This window comes from Francisella orientalis FNO12 (assembly GCF_001042525.2).
Classification (GTDB): Bacteria; Pseudomonadota; Gammaproteobacteria; order Francisellales; family Francisellaceae; genus Francisella; species Francisella orientalis.
Genome location: NZ_CP011921.2, coordinates 678,806 through 704,858, shown reverse-complemented (window position 1 = coordinate 704,858; position 26,053 = coordinate 678,806). Strand labels below are relative to the sequence as shown.

Sequence of the window (26,053 nt, the reverse complement as noted above, 5' to 3'; positions counted from 1 at the left end):
CTACCACCCTTTGGTATTTGTATATTTTTGTATACATATTTAGAGCTCTGAATAAATTTTTGTATCTAATCTATGTTAGACATAGAAATCCTCCACTATTTGACAACTTTCAAATTATGCACAATCACTACCAAAGTGGCCAACACCAATAACATTACGGGTCCGACCAACATTGCAGGCTCGCGCCCTAATAGGTTACAAAGCATACCTGATAAAGACGTCCCTAATGAAATACCTATTGCACCGACAGTTACTAAGAATGATGTTGCTCCACTTGATACATGAGGAAGCTTATCCATTGCATAACCAAGAACGGATGGATATATACATGAGTCACTAAGTCCTAATATAGCCATCAAAATTACAACAAAATTAATAATTGGATATATACAACCCATTTTATCAAGTAAATTTTTAACTACTAAAGTTGCTCCATCTTTACCTCCACCTGTATTACTAAACATCATATTTAGTGCATAAGCTCCTGAATTATATATTTCAGGATAAGCAGAATCTTTTAATATAAAATAATTTCTGGTAGTATTTAGATCTACATTTTCTCCCCTCAAAATTTTAGCACCATCAGATTGATAATTTGTATTATATTCTTGTGAAGATAGCTTTTGAACTATCTGCAAATACTTCAATCTTTTATCTAAACTTAGATGGCTATTCTCATAATTAAATTGGACAGCTGTAGCCGCTAAAAAAGGAGTAAGACGGTCCCTTTAGAGCCATAAATTGTTACTTTAATTCCATCCGGCACCCTTGTTTTATTGAAGCCTTCAAAAGCATGACTTAGAAACATCAATATGGATAATCCTCCTTATATACTTTCCCTAAAAAATTTATTGATAGCTATAAATAGGTTCACTTCAAGAGATCTGATATGTCATTTTCATAAAGAAAATAACAATTTTGAATTCCAGCAAAACTACTTTAAACAAAAAGAATATAACAGCAAAACTAAAAAATTATATTTAGGTGTAGAAATAAAGTTTTATGGATTGTAAGAAAAAGACTTATATAAAAATTTGAAAGAGTTTTAATTATCTATAATCATCAACTTTCAAATTTGTTGAATACCTAGACATTCTAGAACCTTGATGAAAAGTATTCACTTTTTCAACATTTTGTTTGTTATAGTAAGCCTGAAGATATAACAAATTCTCAGTATCATTGAACGAATACGAAAAGCTGAATAACGAAAATGAGATTATCGCTCCAACAAAGAAAGAAGTTATTTTATTCATATTATTTACTCTCTATATGAAATACAGTGTATTATATCATGGTACAGCAAAAAAGGGAGTAAGTTTAATTACCAAAACACTCTCCCTTTAATAAATTATCTACGCATACAATTCTAGCAATTTTATTTAGATTTGACAAACTTGCTTCATGCGTTTCTTGACTGCTAGCATTACAGGCATCTGCCACAACCATGACTCTATAGTCACGATCATGTAATTCCCTAGCAGTAGACTCTACCACATAACTGGTTGATACTCCACAAATAATAACATCTTGAACATTATTTGCTCGCAAAACAACTTCAAGATTAGTACCATATAGTGCACTGACGCGATGTTTTGTTATTATGATATCATGCTCTTGAACATCCATACTTGGATGAAAATCTGTTGCCCAAGTACCTAACTGAAAAACACCATATTCCGGAACTTGCTTAAACATAGGAGAAACTTTTGAACACTCTTTATAATCTTTACTAAAACCAACCTTAACATGAGCAATCATAATATTATTTTCTCTTGCCCATGTAATTAATTGATTTGCTTTTTCCATAGTTTTATCATCTTTAACTCTCTTAGCGTTATGAGCTCCAAAAACGCCTTTCTCATCGACTATCTCATTTATAAAGTCTGCAACAATCACGATTTTATTTTTCATTTCTTTTCCTCTTATTATTTTCTTATTAAAGACAGTATGCTCGAAACACACACCATCAAAATTCCTATCATCTCCATATAACCTATAGAGCTATCATAAAACACAACTTCTAATAGTGCCGCAACTATTACTGAAAAATACATAGCTGGAGCTATTAGTGAAGGATCTTTAGTATACTTAAAGGCTTTTACTCTAAAAATCTGTGAACTAATACCAAATATAATTATAGCTACTGATACCCAAATGGATACAGGCTTCATTGACACCTCATTTAAGCTAGATATAGCAGATATGTTAAATGGCAACAATAACAATAAAAATATTCCTATATATGTATATATCCAAAGATTTATAATAAATACATCTTCTTTTTTGCTCGCATTGTATAAAACAACTTGAGATGCTGCATTTAAAACTCCCGCAAAAATAGCGCAAAGACTACATGTATTAACATTACCTTCTCTAACACCTAGTATAAGATAAATTCCCAAAAAGCTAATAATAATATAAATAAAATTAAAGTAACTAACACTCTGCTTATAAAACAAAAACCTAATAACTGGAATAAATAATAGACTAGTATTAAATAGTAAAATGGTAATTAATAATGAGCTATTACTTAAACTTATAAAGAAAAATATTTGTGCAAATAGACTAAACACCTCCCTAATAAATATTGAACACCAAGCGAAAGGAGCAACTCTTGAAAAGGAAGAAATACTTACAACCCATCACATAAAGTATGCCTCCACCAACAAATAAAACTAACATGGTTAAGTAGACCCCATCTATTTGTATTAGATACTTACGTGCAAATGAGCCAAGAGCTATAAAAGCTGCAGAACAGCTATTTATGACTCACTCTGCCGTGAGCCAATCTATAAAAAAATTAGAAAACCATCTTAATAAAAAACTATTTATCACGGATAAACGAAATCTAGTTATTACTGACTTAGCCAAAGAGTACTACACAATGATAGACCCTCTAATATCAGAAATTTACAATGAACAGTGGTTCTAAAAAAACAACGTGCTAAAAAATTATCGATAAACTGTATGACTACACTTTGTGCAAATTGGCTAATCCCAAAACTAGATAATTTAATAGATTCAATAGTAAATACAGAGATACAACTCGTCAGTCTAGGCAGAAAAGTAAATTTTGATTATGATGATATAGATATAAGCATAGAGTATGGTATTGACAGTGATTTTAGTAATAAAAACAAATTCAAACTAGCAGATGGTGAGCTAATACTAGTTTGCAATAATAAGCACTTTGGTAAAAGCCTCTCAGAAATAATATTAGAACAAAAGCTAATCTATGTTGATGATAAAATTCGCATTGATGATTATCAACTCTGGGCACAGCACAACAACATCTCAAAAAAGCCTAATAAAGACATCTTCTTTAAAAACTCTCTTCAAGCAATTCAGGCTTGCTTTTCAGGTATTGGTTTTTTTGTTACAGATAGACTTTTAATTCAAGAGCACATCAAAAATGGTTTCCTGTATGTACCACCTCAGCAAGAATACACAACCGGAAAGTCATATTATCTTTTAGCTAGAGATTCTGAAACAACTAATTTTTATATTATCAAAAAATTATTAAGCTCTTATTTTTGACTCTATGTTTATAATGCTACATAAAATTTTCTATAAAACTTAACCTTTATAATTCTCCAAAAACTCCTTCCTAAACTCTTCAAACTTACCCTCTTCTAGAGCTTGGCGAATATTTTTCATAAGATTTTGATAATAAGTTAGATTATGAATAGTATTTAATCTTGAACCTAATATCTCTTGAGTTTTGTCAAGATGATGCAAATAGCTACGGCTAAAATTCTTACAAGTATAACAATCACAATTTGAATCTAATGGAGAGGTGTCCTCTTTATGCTTAGCATTTCTGATACGAATAACTCCTTCAGATGTAAACATATGACTATTGCGAGCGTTTCGTGACGGCATTACACAATCAAACATATCAACACCACGATAAACAGCTTCTACTAAATCCTTTGGCGTACCAACACCCATCAGGTATCTTGGCTTATCTTCTGGCATCTGATGAGCTGTATGATCAAGTATTCTAATCATATCTTCTTTAGGCTCACCCACAGATAATCCACCTATTGCAAAACCATCGAAATCTATTTCTTTTAAAGCTTTTAGCGACTCATCACGTAAATGCTCATACATTCCACCCTGAATAATTCCAAATAATGCAGATGGATTATCTCCATGAGCATCTTTTGATCTTTTTGCCCAACGCATAGATAGTTCCATAGAGTCTTTTGCTTCTTTTTCAGTAGCTGGATATGGTGTGCACTCATCAAAACACATTACAATATCAGAGCCAAGATCTCTTTGGACTTGCATTGATATCTCAGGAGATAAAAAAACTTTTGAACCGTTTATCGGTGATTTAAATGTAACGCCTTCTTCTGTAAGTTTACGCATTTTACCCAAACTAAAGACTTGAAATCCCCCAGAGTCTGTAAGTATAGGTTTATCCCAACCGTTGAAATCATGTAAAGTACCATGTTTTTTGATAATTTCAGTACCTGGACGTAACCATAAATGAAACGTATTACCCAAGATAATATCGGCATCCATTTCTTTTAACTCAACTGGAGATAATGATTTAACAGCTCCATAAGTCCCTACTGGCATAAATGCAGGAGTTTGAATATCTCCTCTTGGGAAGCTTATTTTTCCTCTTCTAGCTTTGCCTTCTTTTTTGATCAAGTCGAACTTCATTACAGTCATAAAATTTAACCTTTTGAAACAGAAATTAATGAATAAGTTATTTTAAGCTTCTAATCCTATAACAAAGTTATAAAAATAGCTAGCGAAGATATTGTCTAGATAGTATTATCTCTTATAGTAACTCAAATAGTTTTAAAATCATCAAGGAAAACAATGAACTTTTTAAATTTTAGCATACTAGTGTTTGCTTATCTTTTAGGCTCAATTAATAGTGCAATTATTGTCTGTTATATATTTAGACTACCCTCTCCAAGAAGCGTTGGCTCTGGCAACCCAGGAACTACAAATGTTCTAAGAATAGGTGGGAAGGCTCCAGCGATCATCACCCTTGCTTTTGATATACTAAAAGGTCTAGTGCCTGTAGTTTTAGCTAAAGTATTAACTGGTAATGAATTTATAACTGCATGTACTGCATTATATGCAATTCTCGGTCATATATTCCCAATATTTTTTGGCTTCAAAGGTGGCAAAGGTGTTGCAACTTTAATAGGTACACTATTTGGATTTAGCTGGATTTTAGGTTTAATATTTGTCATTACTTGGCTATGTATTGCTGTAATTACTCGCTATTCATCTTTATCAGCATTAATAGCTACTGTTATAGCAAGTTTTTCAGTAATATTTACCTCAGATTTACAAGTGGTAACGCCATTTTTAATAATTGCAATAATCATACTTATTAAACACAGAGGAAATATTCAAAGATTAATCAATGGTCAAGAAAGTAAAATTGGTGATAAAGCAAAGGCTAAAAATGATTCAAATTTAAAATTTAAAAAAAGAGTACAGATCAAATAATACTAGCAATCTCGTGCTTGACAATATAAATCTTGATATTAAGCAAGGCGAGATATTTGGTATAATCGGTCATAGTGGTGCAGGCAAAAGCTCACTTTTAAGATGCTTAAATCTTCTAGAGCAACCTACTGATGGTTCAATATTTCATTGCTGATGAGAATATTACAAAGAAGAATCCAAAACAGCTTAGAGAATTTCGCAAAAAAGTTTCAATGATATTTCAGCATTTAATACAGATGAAGTTAAACAATTAGCTGAAAAACTTTATCCAAATGGTGCAGCAATACCTGCTTGGTAATTATTTCTTTCATTTATTAATTTATAATCATAATTTTATATGTTTTAATGTATTCAAACGGTAAAACTTACTATTCTAAAAATTGACAAGTATAAATAAGCAAATTGGTAGTATTTTCTTAATTATAGGTACCTCTTTGGGTGGAGGCATCTTAGCCATTCCTATGATTCTTTCAAGCTTTGGAGTTGTTATTGGTTGCATCATAATGTTTTTGATGTGGCTCTTAATGACATATTCAACATTAGCTGTTGCAGAAGCGTGCCTACATTTTGAAAGTGGTATTAGTTACCTAGGTCTTGCTCATAAGCTCTTTAAAAGACCTGGTATCATTCTGGTTTATATATGTGCTTTTGGAATACTTTACGGAATGCTAGCAGCATATATCTCAGCTATAGGCTCATCTTTTGAAAGTCTACTAGATATAAATTATATTATTATAGAGATTAGCTTTGTTATACTTTTTGGTGGATTTATATTAAAAGGTACAGGGCCTGCTGAATGGCTTAATAGAGTTTTTCTTACCATAAAGCTTATTATCATATTATTTACAATATTATTACTTTTCAAGACTATAAGTATCTCTAAGCTAGATATCTATAGTTTTGGCACTCTAAAAGAGGTTACAGTCACTTTACCAATACTTGCCACAACATTCTCAGCTCATATAATTGTTCCTAGCGTTGTCAACTATGTTGGACCACATCCAAAAGATATTAGAAGAATTATTATAGTTGCATCTCTAATAATATTGGTAATATATGTGTGCTGGATAGTATCAATATTGGGCAATATAGCTATTTATGGTGATAAAAATAGCTTTGCAGAAGTCTTAAAATCTCTTAGCTCCGAAGATAGTGTAACTCAGCTTATTTATATTCTTAAAGTTAATATTCAGTCTTCTCAAGTTATAACTTTAGTTTATACCTTTATTACAATTTCTGTGACAACTGCTTTTATAACTCTATCATTAGCATTAAAAGATCTAATACTTGATAGATTTAAAATGAACAACCTATCGACACTAAGCAAAAACATTCTTCTAAGCTTTCTACTTTTCATGTTACCTATAATCCTAAACTATTATTTTAAAAAGCTTTTTTTAATAGCACTATCTGTTGTTGGACTATTTTCTCTAATAATGCTTGTTTCATGTCCACTAAATATGGTTAGAATACTTCGTAACCGTAATTTTGAAATAATTTACAAATCGATGAAAAATAGCAAGCTTAACAACTTTGCTCTAGCTATTGCTATCATCATCGTCATATTCCAAGTTATTGATTATATTCTTTAAATATTCTCTTTAAGCAAAGAAAAATATAAAATATAAGTAGTTATTTGATCACAAAACTATAAGGTATATATATGCAACACACATCAGGTTTTTTAGATTTAGTAAACGATGCAAAAAGTAGAATTCAAGAATGTACAGTTGATGACATCAACGAAATGAATGAGACAGAAACTCTCGACGGCTTACTGATCGATACACGTGAAGAGTCAGAATTTGCAAATGGATACATCCCTAATGCGATTCATATTAGTAAAGGAATTATCGAAAGTGCTATCGAGTCAGCAGTTCCTAACAAAAATCAAAAAATGTATTTTTATTGTGGTGGTGGTTTTAGATCTGCTATCGTAGCTGATAAATTACGTGAAATGGGTTATAAAAATATAATTTCTGTTGATGGCGGTTGGAGAGCATGGAATGCTAAAGGCTATCCCACTAAGTCACCTAATCAAGCTAGACCTCATGAGTTCTTAAAGCTTGTGAGTAATGCTAAATCAGATATCAAAGAATGCTCTGTAACGGACTTATACGATAAGATAAACTCTAATGAGCTAGATGGTGTGATTTTTGATGTTAGAGAAGATTCTGAGTTCAATAGATTCCATATCCAAGGTGCTACCCATCTTAGCAAAGGACAAATAGAAGTTAAAATTGAAAATCTTATACCTAATAAAGACCAAAAAATATATCTATACTGTGACAGTGGCTTCAGATCTGCATTAGCAGCTAAAAGCATACAAAGTATGGGTTATACAAATGTTATATCTGTAGAAGGTGGAATCAATGCATGGTTAAACAATAACTTCCCTGTAACACAAGATTAGGAATTATATAATGTCATTTAGAATTGGCCATGGTTATGACGTACACAAGTTCACATCCTCAAAGAAAAATATTATTATTGGTGGAGTCGAGATTCCATATGAAATGGGACTAGAAGCTCATTCTGATGGTGATGTATTAATTCATGCTCTTTGTGATGCTATTTTAGGCGCATTAGGTCTTAGAGATATAGGTAAACATTTTCCAGATACTGATATGGAGTATAAAAATACTGATAGTACATTTTTCTTAGCCGAAATAAAAAAAATGCTTGATGATAAAGAATACTCTATAAGTAATATTGATTGTACTATCATTGCACAAGCACCTAAAATGCTTCCTCATATAGAAAAAATGAAAGCTCGCTTGGCAAGTGTGCTTGAAATACAAATTAATCAAATAAACATAAAGGCAACGACTACTGAACAGTTAGGATTTATAGGTAGGAAAGAAGGCATCGCGACACATGTTGTTTGTCTACTAAATAGATAGTTATTTATCAGCTAAATTTTCAAGGTACTTTGCAACCTCTTCTAACTCTGCCTGACAACAAAAAATACCTATATCACTATCTTCAAGCATATCTAATATATATTTAACTCCTATTAGCTCTCCATGTGAAATATAAGTTTTTGAGATATCAAAACCTTTGCTTTCTAAATCATCACGGATCAAAGTAGGCAACTCAAGAGGTTTAGCCCCTCTAAGATACTTTTCAGTTTCTTTAATAACCACAAAGTCTATACCATGTTTGATAATGATATCATTAATACCAGAGATTAAATATTTACGATCTCCTGTAGTTCCTATCATTAGATACTTCTTACCACCCTTATCATAAGCTTTTATCATATTTAATAAAGCTTCCATACCAGCCTCGTTATGGGCGTAGTCAAGAACAGCAACTTTATTATCAAATTCAAAGATATTTGCACGACCTCTGTTAACTTTAGGGTCACTCTTAAAACTTTTAAGAGCTGCTCTGATATCATCTAAGCTAATACCTAATTTAAAAGATAAAGCTATGGCAATCATAGCATTTTCAATATTATGCTTAGCAAAACCTTTAATTGTTAAGGGAGCATCTACTACTGAAAGAATTTGCTTTTTAGAAGTTTTATCAATCCATGTAAAAGTATCATTCTCTACTACACAAGCATAGTCCGCCTTTAATAAATAGTAATCCATATCGTGTTGATCAGGATTCTGCGTAACAACTATTTTAGCGCAACTTAATTTATCAAATTGCTGTTTCATATATGAATTATCTAAGTTAATTACAGCATGAGAATCTTTACCCATTGTTCGAAATACAATAGCTTTTGCTTCTGCTAGTTCTGCAACTGTTTCAATCCCATCTTCACCTAGATGATCTGCAGAAACATTCGTAACTGCTGCTGCATTTACATAAGTCTCTATCAAGCCTCTCTTTAGAAGACCTCCACGAGCAGACTCAAGCAAAGCAACTTCTACCTTTTTGTTTGTCAAAACAAATTGATGACCTATTGGACCAGAATAGTCTCCCTCATCTATCAACTCATCATTAACTTTAACCCAATCTGTAGATGTGTAACCAGTAAGCTTACCTGCCATACGACAGATATAATCAGTCAATCTAACTGTAGTGGTCTTACCATTAGTACCTGTTACAATTACAGCTGGAATATCATAAACTTTTGACCAATCAACATCTTCAATTTTATCGTTGTCTAGATCAAACTCATAACAACCTGTACCAGAACCAACAAAAGCTTTATTTTTATCTCTAAAAGCATTAAAACCTTTAGATTTAGCTAAATCATAAAGCTTCCTGTATGTAAGATTCTTATCTTCCTCTATTAGAGGCATAAGTTTTTGTTTTGCTTCTTCAAGAGTTTTAAAAGAGCCCTTCTCAAACCTTTCTCTCACAGAAAGCCAAATAAAGTCAATGACATCACATGTTGGCATAGTAATATCTACAGGTGCAATCATCGCATAACGAACACCATTATTAAAAAATTTATGTGTTAATTCTATATGCGTCCAACCAAGAGCTGGAAGTATCCTTTCTGCCTCTTGGTAGAAAAGTTTTGTCAATTCATCACGATGATCTATAAGCGGCACATCTAAGACTGTTCCAGTTTCTTTAAAAAACAGATTAGGTCCAACAAGTCTACGTGAATAACCTTCAAGAATCATACAAAGGCCCATTAAATAATAAAAACCAAACAATTAGTCATTATCTTCTTCATCGAAAATAACTCTAACACCACTTTCATCAGCTATAACCCCAGCTTTAATAACCTCAGAAATCTCTAACGATAAACTGGGATCCTGAGCTATTACTGAAGCGGAGAACATCTCCTTTTTCTCTTCCTTATGCTCTTTGTTATCATCTGTATTATCTTTATTAAAATAAATAATCTGTTTCCAAGTTCTCTTAAGCTTATCAGCAAATATAACAACTAGTTCTCCATCTTGTGCCATACCAAGAGCATGATCTACAGCTTTTTGCTCACTTTGAATAGTTTCAATTCTAGAAGCATCAACACCTGCATCAATCAATCCATCTCTAAGCATTCTAGGAATTTCACCATCTGCTCTTCCACGAGTATCATCATCACCTTTACATATAAAATAATCATAATAAGGCGCAGCTTTTTTTGCTATCTCATAAACATCTTGATCTCGTCTGTCACCAGGTGATGCTAACACGCATATTTTTTTACCAGAAAATTCAATATTATCAATCATTTGACTCACAAGTTTGATTGCTGCTGGGTTATGTCCATAATCCATCAATACTTTAAATGGATGTTCTTCAAACCAGTTCATACGCCCAGGTGCTTGATAGAATGATGTAACAAATGTTCTTAGACCATCTCTAATATCGTCTAAGCTCATACCCATACTATAGGATATAGCTATTGCAAACATAGCATTTTGAACATTGTGAATCGCTTTACCTTCCATAGTAGCAGGAATTAAGTGAGTCCATAAAACAGGCATATGAACATGATTATCAAAAATCGTAATCATATCTCCATTTACACCCTTTTCAATAATACAAGCCTTACCACCAGCACGTATATGTTGCTTAACTAAAGCATGCTCTGGATTCATCGTCACATATAGAATATATTTTGCAGTTACTTTAGCTGACATTTTAAGTACATTCGGATCATCAGCATTTAACACCGCCACATCTTTCGCAGCTTGAGGGACTATACTCTTAATTTTAGCCAAGTCCTCTAACGTATTAACTCCTTTAAGACCTAAATGATCAGAAGCAATATTCAAACATGCTCCTACATTACAGTAGTCATACCCCATACCACTTCTTAATAGTCCACCTCGAGCTGTCTCTAAGATTGCCATTTCTACTGACGGATCTTTTAAAACCATCTGTGCAGAAGTTGGACCTGTAGTATCCCCAGCAACTGTCAATTTACCATTGATATATACACCATCAGTAGTTGTTAAGCCTACTATTTTACCTGCGTTCTTCCACATATGTGCAACCATGCGCGAAGTTGTTGTCTTACCATTTGTTCCCGTAATAGCAGCTATTGGAATTCTAGCATTACCATACTCTTTAGGAATTAGCATATCAATAACTGCTCCGGCTACATCTCTTGGTTTACCTTCACTCGGAGCTACGTGCATTCTAAATCCTGGAGCCGCATTACACTCACAAATAGCACCACCAATATCATGATATGATTGAGAAATATCATCTATTAAGAAATCAACTCCTCCAACATCAAGTCCGATAGCCTTTATAGCTCTTTCAGCCATATCTTTATTATCTGGATGAACAATATCTGTTACATCAATAGCTGTTCCACCTGTTGAAAGATTAGCTGTAGATCTCAAATAGAATATCTCTCCTTCTTTAAGGACAGTATTTTCATCATATCCAGCTGCCTTCAATAAAGTCTTAGCTTGATAGTCTAATTCTAATTTTGTTAAAACCTTCTCATGCCCAACACCTCTACGTGGATCTTCGTTGACAATATCAACTAATTCTTTGGTATTGTGCTTTCCATCCCCCACAACATGTCCAGGTACTCTTTTTGCAACCGCAACAAGCTTACCATCAACCACCAACATTCTATGGTCAAAACCTGTAGCAAACTGCTCTACTAAAACATATCTAGATACTTTACTCGCTTCAACAAAAGCTTCTTTAATCTCTTGCATTGTTTTTAAGTTGATTGATATGCCACGACCATGATTACCATCTAGAGGCTTAACAACTAATGGAAAACCTAGAATTTTGGCAGCTCTTAAAGCACCCTTTTCTGTAGTTACCATCCTTTGCTTAGGCATTGGAAGCCCTAAACCTTCTAATATTGTATTAGTCTGATTTTTATCACATGATAAATCAACTGCAATACTCGTTGTTTTACCTGTTATTGTTGCTCGAATTCTTTGCTGATATTTACCATAACCAAATTGCACTAATGATTGATCATTTAGTCTAAGATATGGGATATCTCTTTTCTTAGCAGCTTCAATCAATGATGCTGTACTTGGCCCAAACTCTTTGCTTTGAGCAAATTTAATAAACCTAACTTTTTCATACTCAAAATCAAAATCTTCATTCTTATGCTCTACTTGGCTTTTAAGCTCTTCTGGCAATAAGGACACTAATAAATCTCTAGCTAATTCCATAGCTCTTAGACCAACATCTTTCTGCTTATATTCATAGACCATATTATAGTGACCTGCTTCGCCCGTCGATCTTGTGCGACCATAAGTTACATCACTACCAGCCATATCCTGAAGCTCAAGTATCGCATGCTCCCAAATATGACCCATCCAAGTTCCATCATCCTCTCTTAATCTACGGATAAAGCCGCCTTTTTCTCTATAAGAGCAACCATGCTCTTCTAATTCTGGTAAACTATCCACAAGTCGATTTATAAAATCCTCACCAATCTTTGCAGATGGCCAGTTTTCAAGCACGCCTAAATCAATTTCATGCTTTATAACAGGAAAGTTTGCATAGATATTAGGTCCTACATAAACATTAGTAGATAATATTTTCATTTAAGACTCCTTAGATATTCAATCTTGTATATAGATAATATATACTTCACAAATCATGATACATAAAAATCATGTTCAAGAATAGCGGATTTAAATAAATCTAATAAAAAATCATAAGGAAGAATATGATATATGACTTTGGCTTTATAGCTATTGGTGATGAGATTGTTGATGGCGATATAGTTAACACAAACTCAAGTAACTTTGCTAAATATCTAGTAAATAATGGATTTGAAATAGGATTTCATATCAGTTGCAAAGATAGTTATGAAGATATTATTTCTAGCATTGATTTTCTAAAATCCAATCATAAGAATATTATTACCATCGGTGGTTTAGGACCAACTGAAGATGATTTAACCACAGAATCCATAGCTAAATACTTCAAAAAAGATATGTTCTTAGATGACTCATCGTGGCATAAATTAGAAAAAAGAATGCTTACAAAATATGGTAAAGTCACTTTAGGAACCCAAAAACAGGCTATGTTTCCTAATGATGCTCAAGTTATAATAAATCAAAATGGCACAGCTAATGGATTTAGATTAAAGTTTGATTCTGATAGATTTATATTTGCTTTCCCAGGACCTCCTAAAGAGTGTATACCAATGCTTGAAGCTTTAAATCTGACAAATAAATCAAAAAATAGAAAAATAATTCGTAAACGATGGAATATTTACAGTATAGGTGAAAGTTTGCTCGCTGAAAAACTTGAAACTATAAAAGAAAAATATTCATTTGTTACTTTCAAATATAGAATTGCTGAAGGATTTATAGAGCTAAAATATTTTTATCCTGAAAGCTGTCCTTATAGTGAAGATATTATTACAGATGTGGAGAACCTTCTAACAGAACATTTAAATGCTAAGATTTAACTGTTCTTTCTTATCAATAAATATAGCATCGATCTGCCATTCAAGTAATTGTTTAATCTCATCATCCTTATAAACAGAATAAACAAAAAATTTACCAAATTTACGTTTCAAATATTTAACTCTTAAGTCGGTTAAGCAACTATAATTTATTATAATCGCTATATATTTGTTTTTAACAAAGTTTCTATAAAGCTTACCATCAATATATTCAAAATCCCTAACCCAGTTGGTGGTATAAAAAAGTTTACCTTGAGTAAAATCTTTATGTCTTCTCAACTCTCTCATCACCACTTTTGAGAAACTCGACAATAAAATTTTTGATTTCATAGTTGGATAATGCTCAAGAAGTTCAATAACCTTAGCGACTAAAGTCTTTTGGTAGTTTATATTTTCATTACTTACTTTAATTTCAAGATTCAAAAAAGCATTATTATGTTCTGCCCATTCAAGATACTCCTTCAAAGTTAATACCTTTGCCTTTGATTTGACTACAGGATGAATAAGTTCTATAACGTTTAGTTCAGACCATGACATATTTGTAACATTTTCAGAAATACTAGAAAATCTTTGTGGAGTATCATCATGAAATAAAAATAATTCTCCATCAGAACTCATTTGCACATCTGTTTCAAACCATTTAAAACCTGCTTTCTTGGCAATTTGAAAAGCTTCCATTGTATTCTCAACAGCATCACTATTAGCACCTCTATGAGAAATATATTTATCTATATGCATATATTGAAAAAAGATTATTAGACTTCGATTCGAATTATACATTAAAAAGCATTATTAAAATAATTCCTTTTTATTAATTTATATTAAATATTTTGTTTTTTAATAATTATCTTAATCATGATATAATTTTTGTTAATTTTGTGATTTATTTTAGTATAAATGATTGACAGTCCGTATATTAATAAGAAGCTGGCTTCTTTATTACTACTCCGAAAACTTATAACAAGACAACAGCTTGAAGAAATAAGCTTAGATAAGTCACTTGCTAAACAAGACTTTTTAGATTATTTAATAGATCACTAACTGATTGATAGCAGATCATTTATGATTGAGTCAGCAACTTTACTGCGCTTACAATACATTGACTTAACTGCTATAAACATAAATTTTTACCTCAAGATTATTTTGATACTGACTTTTGTAATCAGAACAAATGCTTACCTTTATTTAAAAGGAAAAAAGCGTCTATGTAGCGATTGCGAACCCTATTGATATTCAAAAAATATTAAAAAAACTTCGTAGTAAATATGATTACTCCTTTACTCCAGTAGTTGGAGAAATAAACCTCATTCGAGAGAAAATTGAAGAATATGATCAATATCTAAAACTTGAAGAACAAATAAATGCTGGAGCTGAACTTGATATTGATTTTGTTGATGAGGGTGAGCGTGAAGGTGATTCAATAATAGGAAGTGGCGAAGATAAAGAGGCTCCTATTATTAGATTTATTAATAATACTATTGTTGATGCTATACAGAAAGGTGCGTCAGATATACACTTTGAACCATACGAAAAAAACTTTCGCATAAGATATAGAATAGACGGCTTACTAATAGAAACTTTTAATACTAAAAAAAATCTTGGTCCAAAAGTCATTTCAAGATTAAAGATTATGTCTAGTTTAGATATTGTCGAGAAAATGATTCTTCAGGATGGTAAGTTTAAAATCTCTCTTTCACGAGAAAAGGCTATTGATTTTCGTGTTTGTACATGTCCAATAAGTTTTGGTGAAAAAGTTGCTCTTCGTATCCTTGACTCTAGCTCAACTCAAATACCAATCGAACAACTAGGTTTTTCAGAAGCCCAAAAAGAGACATATCTGAAATATATTAAACAACCACAGGGCATGGTGCTGATTACAGGTCCAACAGGTTCTGGTAAAACAGTTACTTTGTACACAGGTATTAACATTCTTAACAAACCTGAAAAAACATTTCTACAGCCGAAGATCCGGTTGAGCTTTTTGTAAAAGGTATTAACCAAGTTAATGTCAATAATAAACAAGGATTAACATTTGCCGGAGCTCTTTAATCATTCTTACGTCAAGATCCAGATATAATCATGGTTGGTGAGATCAGGGATATTGAAACAGGGTCTATTGCAATTAAGGCATCGCAAACAGGTCACTTAGTTATGTCAACTCTGCATACTAATAGTGCTCCAGAAACACTAAATAGATTGGTAGATATGGGATTACCTAGATATAATATTGCCTCCTCTGTAACATTAATTATTGCTCAGCATCTAACTAGAAAGCTTTGTCCAAAATGTAAACTAGAAGATACAGAAACTGAATTTAAACTACTTGTTGAGGATAGTGGTCTTAACGATGAGATTCTAATGAAAACTTTTGCCACTACTCTTGAAAAAGTAAAAAATTCAAAAATATATAAGCCTAATCCCAAAGGTTGTCTAAGATGCTTTAAAGGATATAAAGGAAGACTTGGTTTATATGAGGTCATGCCTGTTTCTAGAGAAATTGCTAGAATGATATTAGAAGATAAAAATACTATGGGTCTAGCAGCACAAGCACAAAAAGAAGGTATTGCTACAGTAAGACAATCCGCACTTGTAAGAGTTTCAGAAGGATTAACATCTATGGAAGAAGCTTACAGAGTAAGTTAAAGGAATAAATATGCTATTTTGAAATAAAAACAAGAATAAAATAACCATTATATCTTGGAGTTACAAAGCGAAACTAAAAAATGGTAAAACAATAAAAGGATTTATTGATGCTGATACCAAGGAAAAAGCAGAAATTCAAATAAGACAGAAAGGTTATTCAGATATAAAAGTAAAAAAACAGCCTAAAGACTTATTTCCTAAAAGATATCTTACAGAGATATTACAGAAATGACTCGTCAATTAGCTACAATGACTAAAGCTGGTATACCAATCATTAAATCTTTTGAAGTATTCATAATGGGGATTCGCAAACACCCACGCTTAAAAATACTTACTATTCAAATTAAACAAGCAATTGAAGGTGTGAGTCATTTTCAAAAGCATTAAGTAATTTCCCAAAAATATTTGATAAGTTATATATAGGACTTATAACTGCTGGTGAAGAATCTGGTAACTTAGATCTTATGCTTAACAAAATTGCAGATCAACGTGAAGCTTTAGAAAGTATAAAAAAGAAAGTTAAAAAAGCTTTATTATACCCTATTGTTGTATGTGTTATTGCAGCAGGTGTAACAGGAATACTTTTGACTTTTGACTTTTGCCGTCCCGGCATTCTCAGCCATGTTTATAAACTCAGGTAAACCACTCCCTGCCATTACTCAAATTACGGTAGATGCTTCTAATTTTATGTAAGATTCATGGTGGAAGATTATTCTTGCAATATTTGTATCAATATCAATATTTAAATCTTTAAAATTCAGATTCCCAAAGATACAAATTGCCCAAGATCATTTTATGCTTAAAATACCAATAATTGGTGAAGTTATTTTCAAGTCTGCACTAGCAAGATTTGCTAGCACCTTAGAAATTACCGTCCAATCAGGTATGAGTTTAACAAGAGCATTAGACATGGTTTCATTAGCTACTGGTAATGCAAAATATGGCCAAGCAGCTATAAATATCAAGAAAAGTATTAGTGAAGGAGCATCATTTAAAGAAGCTATAGTTGAAACTAGAAGTTTCCCATTCTTAGTAGAACAGATGATAGCAGTTGGTGAAGAATCTGGCGCACTAGAAACTATGCTTGGAAATTTAAATAGAGTATACCAAGAAGAAGTAGATACACTTGTAGGAAGCTTAAGCTCTATGCTAGAGCCACTAATTATGATTGTGTTAGGTGGCGTAGTTGGTTTCCTTGTAGTAAGTATGTATATGCCAATGTTCCAAATGGGTGATGCCATAGGATAATGCTAGATTATTAATATACAATGATTTTATAATAATGGTGTATTTAATTAGTGTCCATATTAAAACTTTTCAATAGACTTAATAAAACTTTTGTGTGTAAGATTGTGGTAAATTTAATAAATTATCCACAACAAAAGATTATATAAACTTTTGATCTATTTTTATCTAATTATAAATTTATCATTTTATTCTTTTATATTCTCAAAAGAGAAATATATTAGTATAACGACTACGACAAATTAAACTTATACATTATATGAATAACTATCCAATTCTTAAACCAGCTAGTTTTTAATAGAAATATAATTAGTTTATATAATTAGTTTATTTTAGCTACTAACAATTAAAACCAAAAAAATGGTAAAGTGTGTAGGAATAAGAAAAAGATTAAATAAAAAAATATATAAAATTAAGCTTCTTGCTTCAGTGGAGCAGAAACGCTAGCTTGTACACGTTGGTTACGAGCATCAGATTTATGAATACCATCTAAAGTATTTTCATAGCCAAATCCTTTAGTAATAATTTTATCATTATCTAAACCTAACTGCTTCATATAGTCAGCAACAGCCGCTGCTCTTCTCTCAGAAAGTTTCTGATTATAAATCTCGAACTCACTTCCAGTTGCTCCTTGAGAAGCATAACCTTTAACTGTTACAGTTTTAATATCACTATTTTTTACAAAATTAACAAATGATGTTACTGCTTCTTTACCCTTAGAGTTCAAGTTAGCGCTATCATAAGCAAACTTAGTATCTAAATAAACTGTTACATCATTACCATTTACAGTATAGCAAGCAACACCTTCTTTAGTTAAGTTGAAGTTACCTTCACACTGTTTAATACCTTGAGGCAAAACATACTTAGACTCATCGATTGTTAGCATAGCAGTAGTTTCTGCTGCTGTAGTAGCTCCATTATCTTGAATATTACCAGTATCATTAGTAGTATCATCTTTACCACCAAAGAACCAAGTAATACCTCCACCAATCATGTTAGTACCTGCTCTACCCTGAGCACCAGACATACCACTTGGAGCCATTGTCTGAATATATCTATAATCAGCACTCACCTGAACATCTCTAGAAAGTTCAAATTTAAGACCTCCACCAACATCCCATGCACCAGTAGCTTGACCAGCTAAATTAGCCCAACCAGCACCGCCTGCAGCATATGGAGTAACCATTGTGCTATTACTGAAATTTATAACGCCTTCACCCAAACCAGCAAATACTCTACCAACTAATTGGTTATATTGAACTGCAAAGTACTTATTAATGTTATAACCAACTATCATATTTGCGCCAGCTCCTGAAGGAGAGTTAGGTGTACCAGCAAGACCGTTAGCATCAACACCAAAGTACCACTGACCAGTTCTATCTTGTGGACCCCAAGTATTATTTTTGTTAGCTAAAGAGCTATAAGTGTTAGCAAAAGGAGCAATAAAAGAATTAGTTGAACTATTTTGAGTTGCTGTTGCACTTGTATCTACTGACATATCCATATTATCAGAACCCGCAGCAAATGAAAACGTAGCTGTACTAAATAGTACTGACGTAGCGATAACAATATTCTTTAATTTCATCAAAAGCTCCTTTTAAAACTCTTTATTTATTGAATAGTAAATTATAAGACTAAAGCATTATACAAAATTAGAATACAGTTTCCAAGTTTTTTTAATTTTTATGAAGCTAATATTTTATATTTTGCCAATAACTGTTGCTGAGTTTCGACATGATTTGGATCCGTAATTATACACCTTATTGGGCATACTTTTGTACATTGAGATTCTTCAAAATGTCCTACACACTCCGTACATTTATCTGGATTAATTTCATAATATTCTTCGCCTTGTGATATTGCCTCATTAGGACACTCTGGTTCACATATATCACAATTTATACAATCATCAGTAATTAATAGCGTCATACTAATCCTTCGAATATTTTAATTTTATTCTATTAAATACACACTCAGGAACAAACTCACCTACTCTTTGATAATTATGAATAGCAACCGCTCTAACTAAAGTAGACGATATACAAGAAAACTTCTCACTAGGAGTTAGAAATATAGTTTGAATATAACTATTGAGCTTATTATTCATACTCGACATTTGAAACTCATAATCAAAGTCAGAAACTGCTCTTAATCCTCTTACAATCGCACAAGCACTATGTTTTACGGCTGTATCAACAAGAAGCCCTTCAAAGCTAACGACTTTGACTCTATTATTATCTTTAAAAACTTCTTTAATCATTAACTCTCTTGTATGTAAATCAAAAAGAGTTTTTTTACCATATGCTGTAGATACTGCAACCACTATCTCATCAAAGATATTCAACGCTCTATCAACTAAATCAACATGACCATTTGTTATAGGATCAAATGTCCCAGGATAAATTACTATTTTTGCCATAATTTACTTAAAATAATCCTAGCTCTAGTTTAGCTTCCTCTGTCATCAGCTCTGAGTTCCATGGTGGATCAAAAACCATAACAACATCAACCTTATCAACATTAGGTAGCATTGCCACACGTTTTTCAACATCAGTCATTAATACAGGACCCATACCACAACCAGGAGCTGTAAGAGTCATATCTATGATCACATGAAAATTACCATTCTCTAACTTTCGAGTAACAACATTATAAATCAAGCCTAAATCAACAATATTCACAGGAATCTCCGGATCATAAACTGTTCTCATCTGATCCCAAACAGCATCCATATTTATATGATCTCCAGGTTTTATATCGTAATTATCTACTGGATATTTAACTATCTGTTTACCAATTGCATCAGCATCTTTACCATCTAAATGAAGTAAGTTACCGTTAACATTTAATGTAAAACTACCACCCTTATCTTGAGTTACCAAAACTTCTTGACCAGGCATAAGTTCAATTTCGTTACCAAATGGTACTGCTACAACTTTTACTTGCCTTCTAACTATAGTTACATCTGTTGTTTTCATTATATAATTCCCTAAACTATAAAACTTTCGCCACAACCACAGCGAGCAGATTCATTTGGATTAGTATATTCTAACTTATACAATCCAAAGTCATGTTTAACATAATCAATTATTAAACCATTTAAAAAACTCATAGATTTATTCGATACAAAAAATCTCAACCCTTGCTGATCTACTGCTGTTGTATCAGCAGGCTGCTGTGTAACAAAATCAATATCATAAGCTAAACCAAAACATCCTATCAGTTTTGTGCCTACATATATTCCAATATTATTAGAATCCTTAGCTAAGTGTTTTTCGAAATGTTTAGCTGCTGCCACAGTAACTTCTAAAATACTATTATTAGGATCAAAAACTTCAACCATACCAACCTAATCCTTTTAATTATTTGACTATTTTAATTGAGATATTACTTTTTTCAATGCTTTAATAAATAAGTCTACTTCATCAATAGTATTATACATACCAAATGACTTACGCACTGTTGATGTAGCACCCATTCTGTATAGTAGAGGATGTGCACAGTGTTTACCTGTCCTAACACACATCCCTTTGATTGCCAACAGCTCTCCTATATCTCCGGCATTACAACCATCAACTACAAATGTTATAACACCTGCCTTATTTGGCGCTTCACCTATTATTCTTAAACCATCAATTTTTTTTAATTCATTTGTTGCATATTCTAATAGTTTTTTTTCATGACTTGCGATATTTTCCATACCAACTGAATTAACATAATCTATGGCTTCACCAAAACCTATAGAACCAACTATGTCAGGTGTTCCTGCTTCGAATTTATACGGCGGTAATGCAAATGTTGTTTTATCGATTGTTACATCATTAACCATATCTCCACCATAATTATACGGAGGCATTTTCTCTAACAATTCGTATTTACCATACAAGACTCCTACTCCAGTTGGACCATATAATTTATGACTAGAGAATACAAAGAAATCACAGTTTAGATCTTGAACATCAACCTTTGAGTGTATTACTGCTTGCGCCCCATCAACAACTATCAATGTCTTTGGATTAATTTTTTTGACTTCTTGTATTATCTTTTTGACAGGATTAATAGTTCCTAATACATTTGAACATAATGTCAGTGCTATAACTTTAGTTTTGTTTGTAACTAGAGATAAAAGATTCTGTACATTAAGTTCACCGTTATCTTCAACTTTTGCAACTTTAAAAACTAACTGTTTCTCTTCACAAAGTATTTGCCATGGTACAAAATTAGCATGATGCTCCATTTCAGTAACAATAATATCATCACCACTAGAAACCATAGACTTACCAATAGAGCTCGCCAATAAATTGATTGATTCAGTAGTTCCTTTAGTTAATACAATTTCATCTGCTGATTTAGCATTTATAAAATGTTGAACTTTTACACGCACATTTTCATACTTATCGCTTGCTTTTTGACTTAGCTCATAAACACCTCTATGAACATTTGCATAATTAAATTTATATGCATCTGCCACAGCATCAATAACTATTTGTGGCTTCTGAGCTGAAGCCCCAGTATCAAAAAAAACAACTGGTTTATCGTTGATAGTTTGACTAAGAAATGGAAAATCTTCTCGAATTTTTTTCACATCATACATATTGTATTTGCCCAATTAGATATATAACTCGAATAAATTATACTAAATTAGTATAATTTTGTCAGTAAATGATACTTTTTTGATCTAAGAAAAATAATTAAAATTAATTAACATACAGGAACATTAGTAGCCAAACCGCCTAAAGATGTCTCCTTATATTTACTAGACATATCTAAGCCTGTTTCATACATAACTTTGATAACATAATCTAATCCAACAAAACGCTTCTCACCAGTATCTAAATGAGCAAGCTTTGCAGCATTTATAGCCTGCACTGCTCCCATTGCATTACGCTCTATACATGGTATCTGTACTAAACCACCAATAGGATCACAAGTTAATCCTAGATTATGTTCCATACCTATTTCAGCTGCTGATTCGATTGACTCAATGTCACCACCAAGCAGTGCACAATAACCAGCAGCAGCCATCGAACAAGCGACTCCAACTTCACCTTGACATCCAACTTCTGCAGCAGATATTGATGCTCCTGATTTATATAAAATGCCTATAGCAGCACATACAAGTAAATACTTATTAACCACTTCTTTAAGTTCTTGTTGATTAATAATCTCATGAGTCTGTAAATAATACTTCAATACAGCAGGAATCACTCCAGCAGCTCCATTTGTTGGTGCAGTAACCACCCGTTCACCACAAGCATTTTGCTCATTCACAGCAATTGCAAAAGCATTCAAATAATTAAAATCGGTATTAACAATATTTTGCTCTTTAAGTTTTCTTATCATACTTGGGGCTCTTTTTCTAACTTTAAGTCCTCCTGGAAGTATTGCTTCTGGACAAGTTAAACCTTTTTCTATAGATGTATCCATAACTTGCCAAATTTCAGCTAATTTATTTAGTGAGTACTCTTCTCCATAAGCTGTTTTTTCATTCTCAAACATTATCTCATCAATAGACATATTCTCTTTATAACAAATATCTTTTAATTCCGCCATATCTGTGAATCTATAAGGTTTATTACATTCTATTTCTGTAGGAACCTCATCTTTTCTTATTTGTTTTTTATCAACAATAAAACCTCCGCCTATAGAAAAGTATTCCTTTTCACAAAGAAGATCCTCATCATTGAATAATGAAAAACGCATTCCATTAGAATATTCTGGAAGAAATTCATTATAGTGAAATATTAAATCTTTATCATAATCAAACTTAATTTCAAACTTTTGAGCTAGATTAAGTTTTTTTTGCTCTAAGCAGGTTTCATAAAGTTTTTTTGCTAATTCAATATCCACTGATTCAGGCAAAAAGCCCATAAGCCCTAAAACAACTGCATAATCTGTTTTGTGACCTTTACCTGTAAGAGCTAGTGAGCCAAACAAATCAATCTGGACTCTAGTAGTTTCAGGTAACTTATCTTTATACAAATCCATAAAATCGCATCCAGCTCTCATAGGGCCTATAGTGTGAGATGAAGATGGCCCAACACCAATAGAAAAAAGCTCAAAAGTACTTTCCATAAAACTCCTCCAGAAAGCTGAAATAAAACAATAAAACCACTTAAATTATATCTTATTTTAATCTTTTTTCTCTAACTTTCCAATCAGGCATATAGCATGAAATATAGTTATAAAATTCTTTTGAATGATTTGGATGCGTTAAATGAGCTATTTCATGTAATACCACATATTCTATAGCTTCTATATCTCTTAATATAAGGTTAAAGTTTAGATTAATTGTCTTTTTGATATAATTACATGATCCCCAACGAGTCTTTGTTTTTTTAATAGTTACTCTGTTGATTTCTTGATTAGTGATTTTTAAATACTTTGCCACTAGATTATTGAAAATAATATCTGCCTGATCTCTATAAAACTCTTCTAGCAGTTGTAATTTAAACTCTCTATTACTGATAACACTAGGATTTAACAGAAATTCAATATAATCATCATAATAATTAACTACATTATGCTTTGATTGAATAACTCGGATAGGATACTCTCTACCTAAAAAATAAATAAGATCACCATCATTCAAACTATAATTATAGTAGTCAAATCTTTGATTGTTCTGCAATCTTTGAGTTTGTTTATCTATCCATGCTTTCTTTGTTTTCAATAACTCTAAAATTTCTTTTTTTGTAATACCTTTTGGTGAAACTACCGTAATTAAACCATCTTTGCTCAAAGAGATTTTAAGATTTTTAACATTTTTATAGACTATATCAACTTTATATGACATCAATTATTCTACTACTATATTTTGCCAACCTTGAGCAATATCTGCACTATTTTTTGACCAATAATCCGCTATCATATCTCTTATCGTAATATTACTGTCTTTATAATTTTTAATATTATCAAATACAAAACCATCACCACCTGTAGTTAAAAAATCAATCGTTGCAAGCTTATATGTTTGCTTTTCATTTAATAGTTTACCATCTATTAAGACATCTTTTATATTACCAGCGCTATCCAATGAAACTTTCAATCCTGCAAGCACTCCTACTTGTTTATCTCCAAGTGACTGTATACTATGCTCAATAAGCTTAAGCAAATCACTGCCTTTGATATCTAATGTAACAACCATATTATCAAAAGGTATTGTTTCATAGATCATTCCATAAGTAATATCACCTTGAGGTAGAGATCTTCTAACACCATGTGAATTAACGAGCGCTAAATCAGAAGCTGTTTGACCCTTGATGATATTTGCTAGTGTATATGTTAAGGGAATATTATAATAACCATCTTGAGCTTCATCTGACAACTCTCTAGGGGCATTAGTTATGACCTTATCAAGCTCGGCTTTGACAGAGTTATTATACTTAGCTAGTATATTGTTAACATCCTTATTTGGCTCAAGATTTTTTGTTGCTTGTGCTAAATTAATAACCTCTAGAGTTACCTTGCATACATCTGATGTGTGGCAATCATAGTGCAAGACACTTATATCCTTACCTTGACTCTCTCCTTGCTCTACTACAACGCCATTTTTAATACCATTAACAAATTTATGGCTATGTCCAGTCAATACAGCTGAAATACCATCAACGCCATTTACTACTGCATATATCTCTGACTCATCGCCTAAATCAGCCCTCTTTGTGAAAAAGACTTCAGAGTTTTGTTGATCAGCAGGAATATGTGTAAGTAAAACTATCGTATCCGGTTTTGGGAGATTATGCATATTATAGTTACTTATATATTTAACCCATTTGTTAGCACTTGTAACAGGATCTGTGAATTTAAGATTAGAAATATTTTTCTCTGCTGTAGTTTTAGCGGTTTCTAGAGTCGCTAATCCTATAAAGTATATTGTTTTACCACTAGGCAATGTTTCATAACCAAATGGCTTAATATAAGCCAAAGAATCCTGACTTGTATATTTTCTATAAAAATAATCGAATAGCGAGTCATCTTTATAACTAATGTTTGCAGCTAAAAATCTGATACCATTCTTTTCATACCAATGCTTAAACCACTTTTGACCATAATCAAAATCATGATTACCTACAGCAGAGTACTTAACTCCCATATAATCAAAGAAATCATTGACAACATTACCATGTGAGATATTTGATATGCCAGTACCTTGATAATTATCTCCTGCTGCTACAACTACTAAGTTCGGATGTGTTTTTTTGTAATCACCAATAAAACTAGCTATCTTTGCTGCTCCAACCATGTCTTTATTGGGCTCAACTTGACCATGAAAGTCATTTAAAGATAAAACTGTTATATCATCTTGAGTATATCCAAAAACAACACTAAAAAAAATTATTATAAAACTAAATATTTTTTTCATAA

The 26,053-nt window shown here is 32.1% G+C and carries 21 protein-coding genes and 5 pseudogenes; 9 read left to right on the top strand and 17 right to left on the bottom strand.

Annotation, left to right across the window (positions count from 1 at the left end):
• Window positions 1-95: 95 nt before the first annotated feature.
• The 4 genes and pseudogenes from FNO12_RS10385 to FNO12_RS03635 all read right to left on the bottom strand — a co-directional run bounded on the left by FNO12_RS10385 (window position 96) and on the right by FNO12_RS03635 (window position 2,766).
• Window positions 96-638, bottom strand: coding sequence for an MFS transporter (locus FNO12_RS10385; RefSeq protein WP_014715248.1), 543 nt, complete (start codon window positions 636-638; stop codon window positions 96-98).
• 411 nt (window positions 639-1,049) lie between these two features.
• Window positions 1,050-1,253, bottom strand: a complete 204-nt coding sequence (locus FNO12_RS03645) for a hypothetical protein (protein ID WP_014715247.1) — start codon at window positions 1,251-1,253, stop codon at window positions 1,050-1,052.
• Window positions 1,254-1,317: 64 nt separating this feature from the next.
• The gene (locus tag FNO12_RS03640; protein WP_014715246.1) at window positions 1,318-1,911 is read right to left on the bottom strand and encodes a cysteine hydrolase family protein; all 594 of its coding nucleotides are present in this window, start codon (window positions 1,909-1,911) and stop codon (window positions 1,318-1,320) included.
• A 14-nt stretch (window positions 1,912-1,925) separates the two neighbouring features.
• Window positions 1,926-2,766: pseudogene (locus tag FNO12_RS03635) on the bottom strand (DMT family transporter).
• Between FNO12_RS03635 and FNO12_RS03630 the strand changes: the two are divergent.
• Window positions 2,765-3,537 (top strand): annotated as a pseudogene (locus FNO12_RS03630) (LysR substrate-binding domain-containing protein). The pseudogenes FNO12_RS03635 and FNO12_RS03630 overlap by 2 nt on opposite strands.
• A gap of 39 nt (window positions 3,538-3,576) precedes the next feature.
• Here FNO12_RS03630 and tgt read toward each other — a convergent pair.
• On the bottom strand, window positions 3,577-4,683 hold the full coding sequence (gene tgt, locus FNO12_RS03625) for a tRNA guanosine(34) transglycosylase Tgt (RefSeq protein ID WP_014715245.1): 1,107 nt from the start codon (window positions 4,681-4,683) through the stop codon (window positions 3,577-3,579).
• A 153-nt stretch (window positions 4,684-4,836) separates the two neighbouring features.
• Here tgt and plsY point away from each other — a divergent pair, with 153 nt between their 5' ends.
• The 5 genes and pseudogenes from plsY to ispF all read left to right on the top strand — a co-directional run bounded on the left by plsY (window position 4,837) and on the right by ispF (window position 8,384).
• On the top strand, window positions 4,837-5,481 hold the full coding sequence (plsY, locus tag FNO12_RS03620) for a glycerol-3-phosphate 1-O-acyltransferase PlsY (protein WP_014715244.1): 645 nt from the start codon (window positions 4,837-4,839) through the stop codon (window positions 5,479-5,481).
• Between the two features lie 13 nt (window positions 5,482-5,494).
• Window positions 5,495-5,618: pseudogene (locus FNO12_RS11730) on the top strand (ATP-binding cassette domain-containing protein); the annotation flags it as partial.
• A gap of 243 nt (window positions 5,619-5,861) precedes the next feature.
• Window positions 5,862-7,073, top strand: coding sequence for an aromatic amino acid transport family protein (locus FNO12_RS03610; protein ID WP_014715243.1), 1,212 nt, complete (start codon window positions 5,862-5,864; stop codon window positions 7,071-7,073).
• 71 nt (window positions 7,074-7,144) lie between these two features.
• Window positions 7,145-7,894, top strand: coding sequence for a rhodanese-like domain-containing protein (locus FNO12_RS03605; protein WP_014715242.1), 750 nt, complete (start codon window positions 7,145-7,147; stop codon window positions 7,892-7,894).
• 10 nt (window positions 7,895-7,904) lie between these two features.
• Window positions 7,905-8,384 (top strand): 2-C-methyl-D-erythritol 2,4-cyclodiphosphate synthase, encoded by a 480-nt coding sequence (gene ispF, locus FNO12_RS03600; protein WP_014715241.1) that lies wholly within the window; start codon window positions 7,905-7,907, stop codon window positions 8,382-8,384.
• Here the strand turns inward: ispF and FNO12_RS03595 are convergent, their stop codons facing one another.
• Together FNO12_RS03595 and cphA are read right to left on the bottom strand one after the other, a co-directional pair.
• Window positions 8,385-10,070 carry a Mur ligase family protein gene (locus FNO12_RS03595; RefSeq protein WP_014715240.1) on the bottom strand — a complete coding sequence of 562 codons (1,686 nt, stop codon included), beginning with the start codon at window positions 10,068-10,070 and terminating at the stop codon, window positions 8,385-8,387.
• Between the two features lie 33 nt (window positions 10,071-10,103).
• Window positions 10,104-12,926, bottom strand: coding sequence for a cyanophycin synthetase (cphA, locus tag FNO12_RS03590; protein WP_014715239.1), 2,823 nt, complete (start codon window positions 12,924-12,926; stop codon window positions 10,104-10,106).
• A gap of 125 nt (window positions 12,927-13,051) precedes the next feature.
• Here cphA and FNO12_RS03585 point away from each other — a divergent pair, with 125 nt between their 5' ends.
• Window positions 13,052-13,801: a competence/damage-inducible protein A gene (locus tag FNO12_RS03585; RefSeq protein WP_014715238.1), complete on the top strand. Its 750-nt coding sequence runs from the start codon at window positions 13,052-13,054 to the stop codon at window positions 13,799-13,801.
• Here the strand turns inward: FNO12_RS03585 and FNO12_RS03580 are convergent.
• Window positions 13,784-14,536 carry a glycerophosphodiester phosphodiesterase family protein gene (locus tag FNO12_RS03580; RefSeq protein WP_014715237.1) on the bottom strand — a complete coding sequence of 251 codons (753 nt, stop codon included), beginning with the start codon at window positions 14,534-14,536 and terminating at the stop codon, window positions 13,784-13,786. The genes FNO12_RS03585 and FNO12_RS03580 overlap by 18 nt on opposite strands.
• 159 nt (window positions 14,537-14,695) lie before the next feature.
• Between FNO12_RS03580 and FNO12_RS03575 the strand changes: the two are divergent.
• Window positions 14,696-16,441 (top strand): annotated as a pseudogene (locus FNO12_RS03575) (ATPase, T2SS/T4P/T4SS family).
• A gap of 40 nt (window positions 16,442-16,481) precedes the next feature.
• A pseudogene (locus tag FNO12_RS03570) lies at window positions 16,482-17,689 on the top strand (type II secretion system F family protein).
• 409 nt (window positions 17,690-18,098) lie between these two features.
• Here FNO12_RS03570 and FNO12_RS03565 read toward each other — a convergent pair.
• The 9 genes from FNO12_RS03565 to FNO12_RS03525 form a co-directional block, all read right to left on the bottom strand.
• A complete protein-coding gene (locus tag FNO12_RS03565) occupies window positions 18,099-19,271 on the bottom strand; it encodes an OmpA family protein (protein WP_014715233.1) in 1,173 nt (390 codons plus the stop codon).
• A 98-nt stretch (window positions 19,272-19,369) separates the two neighbouring features.
• Window positions 19,370-19,615 carry a YfhL family 4Fe-4S dicluster ferredoxin gene (locus FNO12_RS03560; RefSeq protein WP_014715232.1) on the bottom strand — a complete coding sequence of 82 codons (246 nt, stop codon included), beginning with the start codon at window positions 19,613-19,615 and terminating at the stop codon, window positions 19,370-19,372.
• A 1-nt stretch (window position 19,616) separates the two neighbouring features.
• Window positions 19,617-20,105, bottom strand: coding sequence for a pantetheine-phosphate adenylyltransferase (coaD, locus tag FNO12_RS03555; RefSeq protein ID WP_014715231.1), 489 nt, complete (start codon window positions 20,103-20,105; stop codon window positions 19,617-19,619).
• Between the two features lie 7 nt (window positions 20,106-20,112).
• Window positions 20,113-20,664 carry a putative Fe-S cluster assembly protein SufT gene (gene sufT / locus FNO12_RS03550; protein WP_014715230.1) on the bottom strand — a complete coding sequence of 184 codons (552 nt, stop codon included), beginning with the start codon at window positions 20,662-20,664 and terminating at the stop codon, window positions 20,113-20,115.
• 11 nt (window positions 20,665-20,675) lie between these two features.
• Entirely contained in the window at window positions 20,676-21,029 is a 354-nt protein-coding gene (locus FNO12_RS03545; RefSeq protein ID WP_014715229.1) for a HesB/IscA family protein, read from the bottom strand.
• A gap of 27 nt (window positions 21,030-21,056) precedes the next feature.
• On the bottom strand, window positions 21,057-22,280 hold the full coding sequence (locus tag FNO12_RS03540) for an aminotransferase class V-fold PLP-dependent enzyme (RefSeq protein ID WP_014715228.1): 1,224 nt from the start codon (window positions 22,278-22,280) through the stop codon (window positions 21,057-21,059).
• Window positions 22,281-22,387: 107 nt separating this feature from the next.
• On the bottom strand, window positions 22,388-23,761 hold the full coding sequence (locus FNO12_RS03535) for an L-serine ammonia-lyase (RefSeq protein ID WP_014715227.1): 1,374 nt from the start codon (window positions 23,759-23,761) through the stop codon (window positions 22,388-22,390).
• A 52-nt stretch (window positions 23,762-23,813) separates the two neighbouring features.
• Window positions 23,814-24,482, bottom strand: coding sequence for a M48 family metallopeptidase (locus tag FNO12_RS03530; protein ID WP_014715226.1), 669 nt, complete (start codon window positions 24,480-24,482; stop codon window positions 23,814-23,816).
• A 3-nt stretch (window positions 24,483-24,485) separates the two neighbouring features.
• On the bottom strand, window positions 24,486-26,051 hold the full coding sequence (locus FNO12_RS03525) for a bifunctional metallophosphatase/5'-nucleotidase (RefSeq protein WP_231138825.1): 1,566 nt from the start codon (window positions 26,049-26,051) through the stop codon (window positions 24,486-24,488).
• Between the last annotated feature and the right edge of the window lie 2 nt (window positions 26,052-26,053).

What these genes read in the sequence shown, in the direction of transcription:
- FNO12_RS03645 (WP_014715247.1), bottom strand. Translation starts at nt 1,253, where the DNA reads ATGAATAAAATAACTTCTTTCTTTGTTGGAGCGATAATCTCATTTTCG.
- FNO12_RS03640 (WP_014715246.1), bottom strand. Translation starts at nt 1,911, where the DNA reads ATGAAAAATAAAATCGTGATTGTTGCAGACTTTATAAATGAGATAGTC.
- tgt (WP_014715245.1), bottom strand. Translation starts at nt 4,683, where the DNA reads ATGACTGTAATGAAGTTCGACTTGATCAAAAAAGAAGGCAAAGCTAGA.
- plsY (WP_014715244.1), top strand. Translation starts at nt 4,837, where the DNA reads ATGAACTTTTTAAATTTTAGCATACTAGTGTTTGCTTATCTTTTAGGC.
- FNO12_RS03605 (WP_014715242.1), top strand. Translation starts at nt 7,145, where the DNA reads ATGCAACACACATCAGGTTTTTTAGATTTAGTAAACGATGCAAAAAGT.
- ispF (WP_014715241.1), top strand. Translation starts at nt 7,905, where the DNA reads ATGTCATTTAGAATTGGCCATGGTTATGACGTACACAAGTTCACATCC.
- FNO12_RS03595 (WP_014715240.1), bottom strand. Translation starts at nt 10,070, where the DNA reads ATGATTCTTGAAGGTTATTCACGTAGACTTGTTGGACCTAATCTGTTT.
- cphA (WP_014715239.1), bottom strand. Translation starts at nt 12,926, where the DNA reads ATGAAAATATTATCTACTAATGTTTATGTAGGACCTAATATCTATGCA.
- FNO12_RS03585 (WP_014715238.1), top strand. Translation starts at nt 13,052, where the DNA reads ATGATATATGACTTTGGCTTTATAGCTATTGGTGATGAGATTGTTGAT.
- FNO12_RS03580 (WP_014715237.1), bottom strand. Translation starts at nt 14,536, where the DNA reads ATGCATATAGATAAATATATTTCTCATAGAGGTGCTAATAGTGATGCT.
- FNO12_RS03565 (WP_014715233.1), bottom strand. Translation starts at nt 19,271, where the DNA reads ATGAAATTAAAGAATATTGTTATCGCTACGTCAGTACTATTTAGTACA.
- FNO12_RS03560 (WP_014715232.1), bottom strand. Translation starts at nt 19,615, where the DNA reads ATGACGCTATTAATTACTGATGATTGTATAAATTGTGATATATGTGAA.
- coaD (WP_014715231.1), bottom strand. Translation starts at nt 20,105, where the DNA reads ATGGCAAAAATAGTAATTTATCCTGGGACATTTGATCCTATAACAAAT.
- sufT (WP_014715230.1), bottom strand. Translation starts at nt 20,664, where the DNA reads ATGAAAACAACAGATGTAACTATAGTTAGAAGGCAAGTAAAAGTTGTA.
- FNO12_RS03545 (WP_014715229.1), bottom strand. Translation starts at nt 21,029, where the DNA reads ATGGTTGAAGTTTTTGATCCTAATAATAGTATTTTAGAAGTTACTGTG.
- FNO12_RS03540 (WP_014715228.1), bottom strand. Translation starts at nt 22,280, where the DNA reads ATGTATGATGTGAAAAAAATTCGAGAAGATTTTCCATTTCTTAGTCAA.
- FNO12_RS03535 (WP_014715227.1), bottom strand. Translation starts at nt 23,761, where the DNA reads ATGGAAAGTACTTTTGAGCTTTTTTCTATTGGTGTTGGGCCATCTTCA.
- FNO12_RS03530 (WP_014715226.1), bottom strand. Translation starts at nt 24,482, where the DNA reads ATGTCATATAAAGTTGATATAGTCTATAAAAATGTTAAAAATCTTAAA.
- FNO12_RS03525 (WP_231138825.1), bottom strand. Translation starts at nt 26,051, where the DNA reads ATGAAAAAAATATTTAGTTTTATAATAATTTTTTTTAGTGTTGTTTTT.